This window comes from Streptomyces sp. NPDC048643 (assembly GCF_040650615.1).
Lineage (GTDB): Bacteria > Actinomycetota > Actinomycetes > Streptomycetales > Streptomycetaceae > Streptomyces.
The window spans coordinates 110,842-123,703 of record NZ_JBEZHO010000003.1 but is presented as its reverse complement, the minus strand read 5'-3'; the positions used below and the strand labels follow the sequence as shown (position 1 = coordinate 123,703).

The 12,862-nt window shown below is 70.8% G+C and carries 13 protein-coding genes; 9 read left to right on the top strand and 4 right to left on the bottom strand.

Features of this window, described 5'->3' with window-relative positions; all coding sequences use genetic code 11:
- Positions 1–213 precede the first annotated feature (213 nt).
- Entirely contained in the window at positions 214–1,620 is a 1,407-nt protein-coding gene (locus tag AB0C62_RS04325) for a family 2B encapsulin nanocompartment shell protein (protein WP_362969550.1), read from the bottom strand.
- Between the two features lie 210 nt (positions 1,621–1,830).
- Between AB0C62_RS04325 and AB0C62_RS04320 the strand changes: the two genes are divergently transcribed.
- From AB0C62_RS04320 to AB0C62_RS04310, 3 genes are all read left to right on the top strand, one after another.
- Positions 1,831–2,064 (top strand): hypothetical protein, encoded by a 234-nt coding sequence (locus AB0C62_RS04320; protein ID WP_362969549.1) that lies wholly within the window; start codon positions 1,831–1,833, stop codon positions 2,062–2,064.
- Positions 2,065–2,199: 135 nt separating this feature from the next.
- A complete protein-coding gene (locus AB0C62_RS04315) occupies positions 2,200–2,790 on the top strand; it encodes an N-acetylmuramoyl-L-alanine amidase (RefSeq protein ID WP_362969548.1) in 591 nt (196 codons plus the stop codon).
- 135 nt (positions 2,791–2,925) lie between these two features.
- A complete protein-coding gene (locus tag AB0C62_RS04310; RefSeq protein WP_362969715.1) occupies positions 2,926–3,855 on the top strand; it encodes a pyridoxal-phosphate dependent enzyme in 930 nt (309 codons plus the stop codon).
- Here the strand turns inward: AB0C62_RS04310 and AB0C62_RS04305 are convergent.
- A complete protein-coding gene (locus AB0C62_RS04305) occupies positions 3,837–5,432 on the bottom strand; it encodes a Na+/H+ antiporter (RefSeq protein ID WP_362969547.1) in 1,596 nt (531 codons plus the stop codon). The genes AB0C62_RS04310 and AB0C62_RS04305 overlap by 19 nt on opposite strands.
- Before the next feature lie 61 nt (positions 5,433–5,493).
- Here AB0C62_RS04305 and AB0C62_RS04300 point away from each other — a divergent pair, with 61 nt between their 5' ends.
- From AB0C62_RS04300 to AB0C62_RS04290, 3 genes are all read left to right on the top strand, one after another.
- Entirely contained in the window at positions 5,494–5,754 is a 261-nt protein-coding gene (locus AB0C62_RS04300; RefSeq protein ID WP_362969546.1) for a UBP-type zinc finger domain-containing protein, read from the top strand.
- A gap of 285 nt (positions 5,755–6,039) precedes the next feature.
- Entirely contained in the window at positions 6,040–6,453 is a 414-nt protein-coding gene (locus tag AB0C62_RS04295; RefSeq protein ID WP_081221804.1) for an anti-sigma regulatory factor, read from the top strand.
- Positions 6,450–7,568, top strand: a complete 1,119-nt coding sequence (locus tag AB0C62_RS04290; RefSeq protein ID WP_362969545.1) for an RNA polymerase sigma factor SigF — start codon at positions 6,450–6,452, stop codon at positions 7,566–7,568. The genes AB0C62_RS04295 and AB0C62_RS04290 overlap by 4 nt, the downstream gene beginning before the upstream one ends.
- Before the next feature lie 6 nt (positions 7,569–7,574).
- Here the strand turns inward: AB0C62_RS04290 and AB0C62_RS04285 are convergent, their stop codons facing one another.
- Entirely contained in the window at positions 7,575–8,027 is a 453-nt protein-coding gene (locus AB0C62_RS04285; protein WP_362969544.1) for a hypothetical protein, read from the bottom strand.
- Positions 8,028–8,196: 169 nt separating this feature from the next.
- On the opposite strand from AB0C62_RS04285, the gene AB0C62_RS04280 reads away from it, so the two are divergent.
- Both AB0C62_RS04280 and AB0C62_RS04275 read left to right on the top strand, forming a co-directional pair.
- Positions 8,197–9,165: a diacylglycerol kinase family protein gene (locus tag AB0C62_RS04280; protein WP_362969543.1), complete on the top strand. Its 969-nt coding sequence runs from the start codon at positions 8,197–8,199 to the stop codon at positions 9,163–9,165.
- A gap of 318 nt (positions 9,166–9,483) precedes the next feature.
- The gene (locus AB0C62_RS04275; protein WP_006380970.1) at positions 9,484–9,741 is read left to right on the top strand and encodes a WhiB family transcriptional regulator; all 258 of its coding nucleotides are present in this window, start codon (positions 9,484–9,486) and stop codon (positions 9,739–9,741) included.
- Between the two features lie 252 nt (positions 9,742–9,993).
- Here the strand turns inward: AB0C62_RS04275 and AB0C62_RS04270 are convergent, their stop codons facing one another.
- Positions 9,994–11,460, bottom strand: coding sequence for a PAS domain-containing sensor histidine kinase (locus AB0C62_RS04270; RefSeq protein WP_362969714.1), 1,467 nt, complete (start codon positions 11,458–11,460; stop codon positions 9,994–9,996).
- A 590-nt stretch (positions 11,461–12,050) separates the two neighbouring features.
- Between AB0C62_RS04270 and nagB the strand changes: the two genes are divergently transcribed.
- Positions 12,051–12,836, top strand: a complete 786-nt coding sequence (gene nagB / locus AB0C62_RS04265) for a glucosamine-6-phosphate deaminase (RefSeq protein WP_362969542.1) — start codon at positions 12,051–12,053, stop codon at positions 12,834–12,836.
- Positions 12,837–12,862 lie beyond the last annotated feature (26 nt).

Genomic DNA, 12,862 nt, shown 5'->3' with positions numbered 1-12,862 from the left:
CCGCCGGCGCTTCGCGTGTCCGGGATCCCGGCCGGAGGCCGCCTGTTCGGGATGCCGGCCGGACCCTGCTTCGTCCCCGTCGTCATGCGGTCTCCCCCGCGGTCGTCTCGGAGAGCGGGCTGATCGTGGCGCCGTCACGGCCGCCGGGCGGGTGCTCCCCGGCTGTGCCCGCCCGTGCGGGCGGGCACACGCCGGGTTCCGCCGTGCGGAACGTCACCGCCAGCGGCCGATCTCGACGTTCTCCAGGATGCCGAGGGCGTCCGGCACGAGCACCGCGGCCGAGTAGTACGCCGTCACCAGGTAGGAGATGACCGCCTGTTCGTTGATGCCCATGAAGCGCACCGACAGGCTCGGCTCGATCTCGTCCGGGATGCCCGCCTGCTGGAGCCCGACCACACCCTGCTCGGCCTCGCCCGTACGCAGGGCGATGATCGAGGTCGTCCGGGCGTCCGTGACCGGGATCTTGTTGCACGGGAAGATCGGGATGCCGCGCCAGGTCGGGATGCGGTTGCCCGCCATCTCGATGCTCTCGGGGACGAGTCCGCGCTTGTTGAACTCGCGGCCGATCGCGGAGATCGCCCGCGGGTGCGCGAGGAGCATCTTGGTGCCGCGGCGGCGGCTGAGCAGCTCGTCCAGGTCGTCGGGGCTGGGCACGCCGTCGTGCGGCTGGAGCCGCTGGTCGTACTCGCAGTTGTTCAGCAGGCCGAACTCCCGGTTGTTGATGAGCTCGTGCTCCTGGCGCTCCTTCAACGCCTCGACGGTGAGCCGGAGCTGCTGCTCCGTCTGGTTCATCGGCTGGTTGTAGAGGTCGGCCACACGCGTGTGCAGACGCAGGACGGTCTGGGCGATGCTCAGTTCGTACTCGCGGGGGCTGCCCTCGTAGTCCACGAAGGTGCCGGGGATGTCCGACTCGCCGGTGTGGCCGGCCGCGAGGTCGATCTCCTTCTCGCCGTACTTGTTCTGGCGCTGCGCCGGGATCGCGCGCAGCTCCTGGAGGTGCTCCCGCAGGGACTCGGAACGCTCCGCGACCTGTTCGAGGTCCTGGCGGGGCAGCGTGAGCACGGTGACCGAGGTGACCGCGCGGGCCGTGTACTCCCAGATGGCCTCCGGGTCGATCAGGGACTGCTCCCCGAAGTACGCGCCGTCGGCGAGGACGCCGAGCACCGCGTCGTCCCCGTAGGGACCGGTGCCGATCTTCTCGACCTTGCCGTGCGCCAGCAGGAACACCTCGTCGGCCTGGCTGCCGAACGAGGCCAGTACGTCACCCGGGACGAACTCGCGCTGTTGACAGCGGGCCGCGAGCTCGGCCAGTACCTCCTGGTCCTCGTACGACCGCAGTACGGACAGCTCGCCCAGTTCCGCGGGGATGACCTGGACCTGGTCCCCGGTCTTCACGAACGTCACGCGGCCGTCGCCCACGGAATAGCTGAGCCGCCGGTTCACGCGGTACGTGCCACCCTGCACGTTCACCCACGGAAGCATGCGCAGCAGCCACCGCGAGCTGATCTCCTGCATCTGTGGCGCGGACTTGGTGGTGGTGGCCAGGTTCCGCGCGGCTGATGTGCCGAGACTCTGCTGCGGACGGTTCTGCTCCGCGCGGACCTCTTCGCCTACCGACATGAAAATTGCCCTCCCGGTCGTGCACTGATCTTCGGGAGCAAGCCTTCCATCACGGAGCGTGCCGGTGCTATTACACGAATGAGGGGGAATGGATCACCCGTGAGTTGGGCAGAGAGGGTGATTCCGTCGAGCGTTCACCGCGCGTCGGCCGGGGAACTCCCGCTTCCGGCCATCCGTTTGATCACTGACGGACGACGACGGGAGATCGCAGTGGCAGGCTTTCTGGACCGCGCGAAGGAACAGGCGCAGCGCGGCCTCACGCAGGGCAAGCAGAAGCTGGACGACGTGCAGGCCCAGCGGGCCGGCGCCGACCTCCTGAAGAGACTCGGCGCGGCGTACTACGCGGAGCGGCACGGCACCGGCTCGCCCGAGGCGACCCAGCAGGCTCTCCAGACCCTGGAGAACCACATCACCGTCCACGGGGACGGCTTCCTCCACTCCTGACCGGATCCCGCGCCGCTGACCGGATCGACTCGCTCGCCGTGCGAACGAGTGGGTCCGGCGGCCGCGTCGGCGATACAAGCTGCGATACGAGACGGCCGCGCGAGGCGGCCGGCGCGCAGCGCGAAGGAGGCGGCCATGGCATCGCCCATGTCCGCGGGCACTTTCCTGGACCGGATCAGGGACGAGGGCGTCCACGTCGTCGAGGTGGGCGACTGGAGACATCACAACCGCAACCACAAGGGCCCGTGGGGTCCGGTGCACGGTGTGATGATCCACCACACGGTGACCTCGGGTGCCGCGCGCACGGTCGGGCTGTGCCGTGACGGACGCGAGGACCTGCCCGGTCCGCTGTGCCACGGCGTCATCACGAAGGACGGCGTCGTCCATCTCGTCGGGTACGGCCGGGTCAACCACGCGGGCCTCGGCGACGACGACGTCCTGCGCGCGGTGATCGCCGAGAAGTCCCTCCCGCACGACAACGAGGCGAACACCGACGGCAACCGCCACTTCTACGGCTTCGAGTGCGAGAACCTCGGCGACGGCAAGGACCCGTGGCCCGAGGCCCAGCTGGCGGCCGTCGCCAAGGTGTCCGCCGCCCTCTGCCGCCATCACGGCTGGACCGAGCGCTCGGTGATCGGCCACCTGGAGTGGCAGCCGGGCAAGGTGGACCCGAGGGGGTTCACGATGAGCTTCCTGCGCGGCCGCGTCCGCGAGCTGCTCAAGTAGACCCGGCCCCCGCGTCGGGCCGTCTCCGGACAGGTGTCCGACAATGAGCGGGTGACCAGCCCCGACACCCCGGAGACCACCGCCTCCGCAGCCGTGACGTCCCGCTCCGGCGGCTCGCGACGCGGTGGGTCCGCGGTGCCCGGGGCGCTCGGGACCGCACCGCGGCTGCCGTCCCCGTTGCGGGAGGCGGTGGACGAGCGGTTCGCCCGCCGCGGGGTGCGGCTGCTGCTGAAGCGGGACGACCTGATCCACCCGGACCTCGTCGGCAACAAATGGCGCAAGCTGACACCGAACCTCGCGGCGGCGGCCGGCCGCACCCTGGTCACCTTCGGCGGGGCGTACTCGAACCATCTGCGGGCCACCGCCGCGGCCGGCCGGCTCCTCGGTCTGCCCACCCTCGGCGTGGTCCGCGGCCACGAGCTGGCCGACCGCCCCCTGAACCCCTCGCTCGCCCGCTGCGCCGCCGACGGCATGCGGCTGCACTTCGTCGACAGATCGACCTACCGCCGTACGTCGGAGCCGGAGACCCTGGCGGAGATCCTGCGCGCCACGGGAACCGAGGACGCGTACGTGGTCCCGGAGGGCGGCAGCAACGCCCTGGCGGTGCGCGGCTGCCGGGCGCTCGGCGAGGAGCTGCGCGGGCACGGCGTCGACGTGGCCGCGCTCGCCTGCGGCACCGGCGGCACCCTCGCGGGCCTGGCCGCCGGCCTGGCCCCGGACCAGCGCGCCCTCGGCGTCCCGGTCCTCAAGGGCGGCTTCCTCGGCGCGGAGACGGAGTCGCTCCAGACCGCCGCGTTCGGCGGCCGACGCGGCACCTGGTCCCTCGACGACCGTTTCACCTTCGGCGGCTACGCCCGTACCACCCCCGAACTCGACGCCTTCGCCGAGGACTTCGGGCAGCGGCACGGTCTGCCGGTCGAACGTCTCTATGTCGCCAAGATGCTGTACGGACTTGTCGCCCTGGCCGAGGAGGGCGCGTTCCCGCGTGGCACGACGGTCGCGGCGGTGATCACCGGAGCGCCGTTCCCCGCCGCCGGGGCCGCGCCTCAGGCCGCCTCGCGATAGGCGGCGGCCTCCTCCAGATCCAGCCGGCGCAGCAGCGTCCGCAGCATCTCGTCGTCGATGTAGCGCAGGTCGCGCAGCCTGACGAACACCTCGCGCTCGGCGCCGATCATGTCGCGGGAGAGCCGGCGGTAGGTGTCGTCGGCGGTCTCGCCGGTGACCGGGTTGACCGCGCCGAGCCGCTCCCAGACGGCGTTGCGGCGCCGCTCCAGCGCCGAGCGCAGCCGCTCGGCGAGCGGCGGCGGCAGCGCGTTGCGCTCGTCGGTGAGGAGGTCGTCGAGCCGCTGTTCGGCGGCCCGGGAGGCCTGTGCCTGGGCGTTGGCCTCGGCGAGCGTCTCGGCCTGGGTGTCGCGGCCCGGCAGCTTCAGCAGCCGGATCAGCGGGGGCAGCGTGAGCCCTTGGACGACGAGGGTGCCGATGACGGTCGTGAAGGTCAGGAAGAGGATCAGGTTGCGGCCGGGGAAGGCCTCGCCGCCGTGCATCGTGAGCGGGATGGAGAAGGCGATGGCGAGCGAGACGACGCCCCGCATGCCCGCCCAGCCGATGACGAAGGGCGCCTTCCAGGTGGGGTTGTCCTCGCGTTCGCGGATGCGTGAGGAGAGGATGCGGGGCAGGAAGGTGGCGGGGTACACCCACACGAACCGGGTCGCGACGACGACGACGAAGAGGGCGATCGCGTACCAGGCGGCACTCGTTCCCTCGTACGCCCCGAGGCCCTTGAGGACGACCGGCAGTTGCAGGCCGATGAGCGCGAACACGGCGGACTCCAGGACGAACGCGACCATCTTCCACACCGCCTCCTCCTGGAGCCGGGTCGCGAAGTCCACCTCCCAGGCACGGTGGCCGAGGTAGAGGGCGACGACCACGACGGCGAGCACGCCGGAGGCGTCCACCCACTCGGCGACGCCGTAGGCGGCGAAGGGGATCAGCAGGGAGAGCGTGTTCTGCAGCAGCGCCTCGTTGATGTGGGTGCGCAGCCAGTGGATGGGGATCATCAGGACGAGTCCGACGACCACGCCGCCGACGGCCGCGAGCAGGAACTCGCGGATACCGCCCGCCCAGGTCGCGCCCTCGCCGACGGCCGCGGCGAGCGCCACCTTGTAGGCGGTGATCGCGGTCGCGTCGTTCACCAGGGACTCGCCCTGCAGGATCGTGGTGATCCGGGAGGGCAGCCCCACCCGGCGTGCCACCGCGGTCGCGGCCACCGCGTCCGGCGGCGCGACGACCGCGCCCAGCACGAGCGCCGCGGTCAGCGGCAGGCTCGGCACAAGGAGGTAGGCCGCCCAGCCGACGACGAGCGTCGCGAACAGGACGTACCCGACCGACAGCAGCGCCACGGGCCTCAACTGGGCCCTCAGGTCCAGGTAGGAGCTGTCGGTCGCGGCCGTGTAGAGCAGCGGGGGCAGCAGCAGCGGAAGCACGATGTCGGGGTCGAGTTCGTACGCCGGGACACCGGGGATGTACGAGACGGCCAGGCCCGCCGCGACGAGCAGCAGGGGAGCCGGGACCGGCGTACGGCGGGCGGCCCCGGCGACCGCCGCGCTCCCGGCCACCAGCAACAGCAGTGGCAATACGTGCATCGTCTTCCGCCCGCCCTCGTTTTCGCGCGGCATCCCGCACACCCGACGTAACCTGGCAATCATGAAACAGTGCACGCACACCGACGCGCTGCCGCAGCAGGAACCCGAGCCCCAGAGCGACACGTGCCTGGAGTGCGTGGCCGCGGGCACGCACCCGGTACAGCTTCGGCTGTGCCTGGAGTGCGGGCACCTCTCCTGTTGCGACTCCTCACCTCTGCGGCACGCGACCGAGCACCACAAGGACACGGGACATCCGATCATGCGCACCTTCGAGCAGGGGGAGAGCTGGCGTTGGTGCTTCGTGGACCACGTGCTCGTCTGAGCCCTGTGCCAGGGAGGCGCGTGGCCGAAAGCCGGGACGGTTCGACCGTCTGACGCCTGGGTACGTCAACCCGGCGCGCGCTCTTCCGATTTGGGCCCCGCAGACCCCTAGCCACTGTCCGTGCTCGTGGGCTTACTATGAGTGACAGCAAGGGGCGGGGTCCCCAGGACAGGAAAGACGGGAGCGCGGTAGCGTCACCGCTGCACGACGTAGCGCGTTACCCCGGGGGGCGACCCTCGGCCCCCGAGAGAGCTCGAATGAGCTTGTACCACCATGGAGGTGAGGGTGTCCCAGATCGCAGGCGAGCCCGCGACGAAGGACTTCGTGGAAGTCCGGCTGCCGGCCGCGGGTGCCTACCTGTCGGTACTGCGCACGGCCACGGCCGGGCTGGCGGCCCGGTTGGACTTCACCCTCGACGAGATCGAGGATCTGCGCATCGCGGTGGACGAGGCCTGCGCGATCCTGCTGCAGCAGGCCGTTCCCGGTTCCGTCCTCAGCTGTGTCTTCCGGCTCATCGAGGACTCATTGGAGGTCACGGTCTCCGCTCCGACCACCGACGGTCACGCTCCGTCACGGGACACGTTCGCGTGGACCGTGCTGTCGGCCCTCGCGGGCAAGGTCGAGTCCACCGTCGCCGAGGACAAGACCGTTTCGATCAGCCTCTACAAACAGCGCGGCGCGGGACCCGGGCCGGCGTGAAGGACGGGGACGGGCCGGTGCGGGACGAAGAGCGCGGCACACGGGAGCCCCCCGCGGAACGCGCCGACGGCCCGGACGGGTCGCGGCACACGGCGGACGGCGTCGACGGCATCCCCGAGCAGGCCCGGCAGCATCCGGAGGGCGGCGCCCGCGAGGTGACCAGCGGGGGCGCCGCGCAGTCCGGGGTCTCCCCCGTCCGGGGAGGTTCTCCCGGTCCGAGCGCTGCCGAGGTCATGGGGGAAGAGCCGCGGGCTCGGGGAATGGTGACGGGCGGGACTATGAGCGAGCACGAGCGAGACGCGGAGCAGAGCGTGCAGGGCACGCAGCACGGGCCGAGCGCCCAGCACATCCGGCACGACCCGCAGGACCGCAGCGCGGCCCGGGTGATGTTCGTCGAGCTGCGCAAGATGCAGGACACCAGCGCCGAGTACGCGGAGCTGCGCAACCAGCTGGTCCGCATGCATCTGCCGCTCGTGGAGCACCTCGCGCGCCGCTTCCGCAACCGCGGTGAGCCGCTGGACGACCTGACCCAGGTCGCGACGATCGGCCTGATCAAGTCGGTCGACCGCTTCGACCCGGAGCGGGGCGTCGAGTTCTCGACGTACGCGACGCCGACGGTGGTCGGCGAGATCAAGCGTCACTTCCGCGACAAGGGGTGGGCGGTTCGTGTCCCGCGCCGCCTCCAGGAGCTGCGGCTGGCCCTGACCACGGCCACCGCGGAGCTCTCCCAGCTGCACGGCCGTTCCCCGACGGTCCACGAGCTGGCCGAGAAGCTGGCCATCTCGGAGGAGGAGGTCCTGGAGGGCCTGGAGTCCGCGAACGCGTACTCCACGCTGTCCCTGGACGTCCCCGACACGGACGACGAGTCGCCCGCCGTCGCGGACACCCTGGGCGCGGAGGACGAGGCGCTGGAGGGCGTCGAGTACCGGGAGTCGCTCAAGCCGCTGCTGGAGGACCTTCCGCCGCGGGAGAAGCGGATCCTGCTCCTTCGGTTCTTCGGCAACATGACGCAGTCGCAGATCGCGCAGGAGGTCGGCATCTCGCAGATGCACGTCTCCCGGCTGCTGGCCCGCACCCTGGCCCAGCTGCGGGAGAAGCTCCTCGTCGAGGAGTGAGTCCCGCTACTTCTCTTCCTGTACGTCGCCACCGGGCCCTCGGATACCGAGGGCCCTCGTCGTTGCCGGGTTCACCAGCAGCACCAGGGCGGCCACCGCGACGGCCGCGAGGACGATACCGGCGGGGATCGCGACGCTGTCGGCCCGCAGCAGGTTGTAGGCGACGGGCAGGGCCATGACCTGGGTGATGACGGCCGGGCCCCGGCTCCAGCCACGGCGCAGCAGCAGTCCGCGCGCGGCCAGCAGCGGCAGCAGCGCCAGCACGATCAGCGTGACGCCGCCGGTGACGGCCTGCTGCCGGTCGTCGGGGTCGCCCGTGAGGCCGAGGACGAGGATGTAGACGCCGCCCGCCACGAGGGCGAGTCCCTCCAGCGCGGCCAGTGCCGCGGCGGCGGTCAGCCGTCCGGGGCGGCGTTCGGCGAGGGGGGCGTCGGGGGTGGGGTTCTGCTCTCGGCTCACTCCTGAAGAGTAGCCGTCGGCCCGGAACCGCCGAGTGCCCCGGGGGCGGTCGCTCCCCTGCGGGGAAGGCCTGGCGGGCGGGCGCTGTGGCCCGGCTCACGCCCGGGTCTCTTACCGGACCCCTACCTCGGTCTGGGCCGAGTACCACCCAGTAGGTACGCTGCATCGCATGCGTGCACTTCTCGTGGTCAATCCGGCAGCAACCACCACAAGTGCGCGCACGCGTGATGTCCTGATCCACGCGTTGGCCAGCGAGATGAAGCTGGAGGCCGTCACCACCGAGTACCGCGGGCACGCCCGGGACCTCGGCCGGCAGGCCGCCGACAGCGACGAGATAGACCTGGTCGTGGCCCTCGGCGGGGACGGCACGGTCAACGAGGTCGTGAACGGTCTGCTGCACCGGGGCCCCGACCCGGACGCCCTGCCCCGCCTCGCGGTCGTCCCCGGCGGCTCCACCAATGTCTTCGCCCGCGCGCTCGGCCTGCCGAACGACGCCGTGGAGGCGACCGGCGCCCTGCTGGACGCGCTGCGCGAGGAACGGGAGCGCACCGTGGGCCTCGGCCTCGCCGCGGGGACTCCCGGCACGGAGGACGAGGCCGTGCCCTCCCGCTGGTTCACCTTCTGCGCCGGGCTCGGCTTCGACGCGGGGGTGGTGGGCCGGGTCGAGCAGCAGCGCGAGCGCGGCCGGCGGTCGACGCATGCGCTGTATCTCCGCCAGGTGATGCGGCAGTTTCTGGACGAACCGCACCGCCGGCACGGAACGATCACCCTGGAGCGCCCCGGCGCGGACCCGGTGACCGATCTGGTGCTCTCCATCATCTGCAACACCGCGCCGTGGACGTTTCTCGGCAATCGTCCGGTGTACGCGTCGCCTAAGGCCTCGTTCGATACGGGGCTCGACGTACTCGGCCTCAGCCGCATGTCGACGGCCTCGGTTGCCCGGTATGCCACCCAGTTGCTCACTTCGTCCCCCGAGCGGGGACCCCGCGGGAAGCACGCCCTCTCCCTGCACGACCTGACGGACTTCACCTTGCATTCGAAGGCCCCGCTACCCCTCCAGATGGACGGCGACCACCTCGGACTGCGAACCAGCGTGACGTTCACAGGCGTACGCCGTGCACTGCGTGTGATTGTGTGAGCGGAAGGGCCCAAAGTCCTTTCACTCGAACGTTTAGACCAGGGTCCACCCCATGGAAGTACGGCTGTGACCTAGTCGACACCGAGGAATCAAAAAAAACTTTCCAGAAGGGGTTGTATCCGCCGCTGAGGTTTGCGAGTCTCTACGTGGCGCTCGGGACGGCCCGCAACATCGGCCCCACAGAGCACCGGAACCCCTCCTCAAATCACAGGACCACACCAGTCCGTCTGGTCGTCGGCCCTTCACTTGTTGAGGGATTCGTGAAAGCGTTCACATTCACAAGCAACGTGCATGTAATACCAAGGAGAGGTAGCAGCCATGGACTGGCGTCACAACGCCGTTTGCCGCGAGGAAGACCCCGAGCTCTTCTTCCCCATCGGCAACACCGGTCCTGCGCTGCTGCAGATCGAGGAAGCCAAGGCCGTCTGCCGCCGCTGCCCCGTCATGGAGCAGTGCCTGCAGTGGGCGCTCGAGTCCGGCCAGGACTCCGGCGTCTGGGGTGGCCTCAGCGAGGACGAGCGCCGCGCAATGAAGCGCCGTGCCGCCCGCAACCGAGCTCGTCAGGCCACCGCCTGACGTTCCACCCCGCACGAGCCTGAGCTTGGCGGCGCGTACAGCGTGTACGCATCTCCCGCCCCCGAGCCGCAGCGCGCAGTACCCCGATGCGCTTGATTGCAACGAGCTTTCAGCCCCGGACCACATGTGGTCCGGGGCTCATTGCTGTCCGCTCGTCGCCCGTATCCGCAGGGGGTCACCGTGAGTGACCGACCGAGCGGTCGTCGACTGCCGCCGCCCGGGGGCCAGTTGTGCGGATCGTGTGCCGATCGGTTACTTGGGCACGCTCACCGGGAGGTCCAGGATCACCTGGGTGCCGCGCTCCGGGGCCGCCACCATGTCGAAGGTGCCGCCCAACTCACCCTCCACCAGCGTCCGTACGATCTGCAGACCGAGGTTGCCCGAGCGGTGCGGGTCGAAGCCCTCGGGCAGTCCCACCCCGTCGTCCTGGACGGTGACCAGCAGGCGGCCCTCCTTCGCGGTGCCGCCGCGGACCGCCGAGACCTCGACGGTGCCCCGGTCGCCCTCGCGGAAGCCGTGCTCCAGCGCGTTCTGGAGGATCTCGGTGAGCACCATGGACAGCGGGGTGGCGACCTCGGCGTCCAGGATGCCGAAGCGTCCGGTGCGCCGGCCGGTGACCTTGCCGGGGGAGATCTCGGCGACCATGGCGAGCACCCGGTCCGCGATCTCGTCGAACTCGACCCGCTCGTCCAGGTTCTGGGAGAGGGTCTCGTGCACGATCGCGATGGAACCGACCCGGCGCACGGCCTCCTCCAGTGCCTCCCGGCCGCTCTCGGAGTCGATGCGCCGGGCCTGGAGCCGCAACAGGGCCGCGACCGTCTGGAGGTTGTTCTTCACCCGGTGGTGGATCTCCCGGATGGTGGCGTCCTTGGTGATCAACTCACGTTCGCGGCGGCGCAGTTCGGTGACGTCCCGAAGCAGGACCAGGGACCCGACGCGGGTGCCCTTGGGCTTGAGCGGGATCGCCCGCAGCTGGATCACGCCCTCGGCGCTCTCGATCTCGAACTCGCGGGGCGCCCAACCACTGGCCACCTTGGCCAGCGCCTCGTCCACCGGGCCGCGGGACGGCGCGAGTTCGGCGGTGGTGGAGCCGAGGTTGTGGCCGACCAGGTCGGCGGCGAGACCGAGGCGGTGGTAGGCGGACAGCGCGTTCGGGGACGCGTACTGGACGACTCCGTCCGCGTCGAGGCGGATCAGTCCGTCGCCGACCCGCGGCGAGGCGTCCATGTCGACCTGCTGGTCGGGGAAGGGGAAGGTGCCCGCCGCGATCATCTGGGCGAGGTCGGAGGCGCTCTGCAGATACGTCAGCTCGAGACGGCTCGGGGTGCGCACGGTGAGCAGGTTGGTGTTGCGGGCGATGACACCGAGGACGCGGCCCTCGCGCCGCACCGGAATGGACTCGACGCGGACCGGGACCTCCTCCCGCCACTCGGGATCGCCCTCGCGCACGATCCGGCCCTCGTCGAGCGCCGCGTCCAGCAGCGGCCGGCGGCCGCGCGGGACCAGATGGCCGACCATGTCGTCCTGGTACGAGGTCGGGCCCGTGTTGGGGCGCATCTGGGCGACCGAGACGTAGCGGGTGCCGTCGCGCGTGGGAACCCACAGCACGAGGTCGGCGAAGGAGAGGTCGGAGAGCAACTGCCACTCCGAGACCAGCAGATGCAGCCACTCGAGATCGGAGTCACCGAGGGCGGTGTGCTGGCGTACGAGGTCGTTCATGGAGGGCACGTGTGCGAGCGTACCCGGCGGATCCGACAGGACCCCGGTCAGCCGCCCGCAGGGGGCTCCAGCCAGGCGCGTACGGCCCCCGGAGACACCCGCGGGCCGCGGCGCCTGGGAGGGACCCTCAACCCTCCCGGCACCGCAGCCCGGAGCAACAACGGCCACGGGGTGTGCGGTCCCGATCTGGCCGAAGAGAGGAGCCGGAGCAGTCAGGGCAGAGAGCGCCGGTTCCTCGGTCCGCCTTCCTGTGCGGGGAAGGCGGAGGCTTGTTCAGTTTCTCAAAGCATTGTGGACTAGACCATGGTCCTGCGTCCATGTGTTCGCTGTCCATGCGTCCGCGGATGTTTGTCGTCGTCCGATTCTCAAACACCCGCGAGCATCCATCAGACTAGCCCGCTTCGGTTCGTGAACGGGCGGGATCGGCGGATGCGGTGGCCGGGCGGGGCGGCCGTGCCGGGTTGCCGGTGCGGTGTCCGGGACCGGCGGGGAGGACGACGGGCGGGTGGCGCTCTGCTAGATTGGTCTATACCACACGTGTCCCCCTTCGGGTTCCAGTTGAGTCCCCTCTCCAGATCGGCAGGCCCAGCGTGGAAGTTGTCATCGTCCCGGACGCCAAGGCGGGCGGCGAGCTGATCGCCGAGGCCATGGCGGAGCTGCTCAGGCGCAAGCCCGACGCCCTGCTCGGCGTGGCCACCGGCTCGACGCCGCTGCCCATCTACGAGGCGCTGGCGGCCACCGTGCGTTCCGGTGCCGTGGACGCCTCGGGCGCGCGCGTCGCGCAGCTCGACGAGTACGTGGGGCTGCCGGCCGAGCACCCCGAGTCCTACCGTTCGGTGCTGCGGCGCGAGGTGCTCGAACCGCTGGGTCTCGGCATGGACGCGTTCATGGGTCCGGACGGCACCGCGGCGGACGTCCAGGCGGCCTGCGAGGCCTACGACGCGGCGCTGGCCGCCGCCGGCGGGGTCGATCTGCAGATCCTGGGCATCGGCACGGACGGGCACATCGGGTTCAACGAACCGTGCTCCTCGCTCGCCTCGCGCACCCGCATCAAGACGCTGACCGAGCAGACCCGGGTGGACAACGCGCGGTTCTTCGAGGGCGACATCGATCAGGTCCCGCACCACGTGATCACGCAGGGCATCGGCACGATCCTGGAGGCGCGCCACCTCGTGCTGCTCGCCACCGGTGAGGGCAAGGCGGACGCGGTGGCGGCGACGGTCGAGGGGCCGGTCGCCGCGATCTGCCCGGCCTCCGCGCTGCAGCTGCACCCGCACGCGACGGTCGTGGTCGACGAGGCCGCCGCGTCCAAGCTGAAGCTCGCGGACTACTTCCGCGCCACCTTCGCCGCGAAGCCGGACTGGCAGGGCATCTAGCGCCCGGCGGCTCCTTCACGTACACA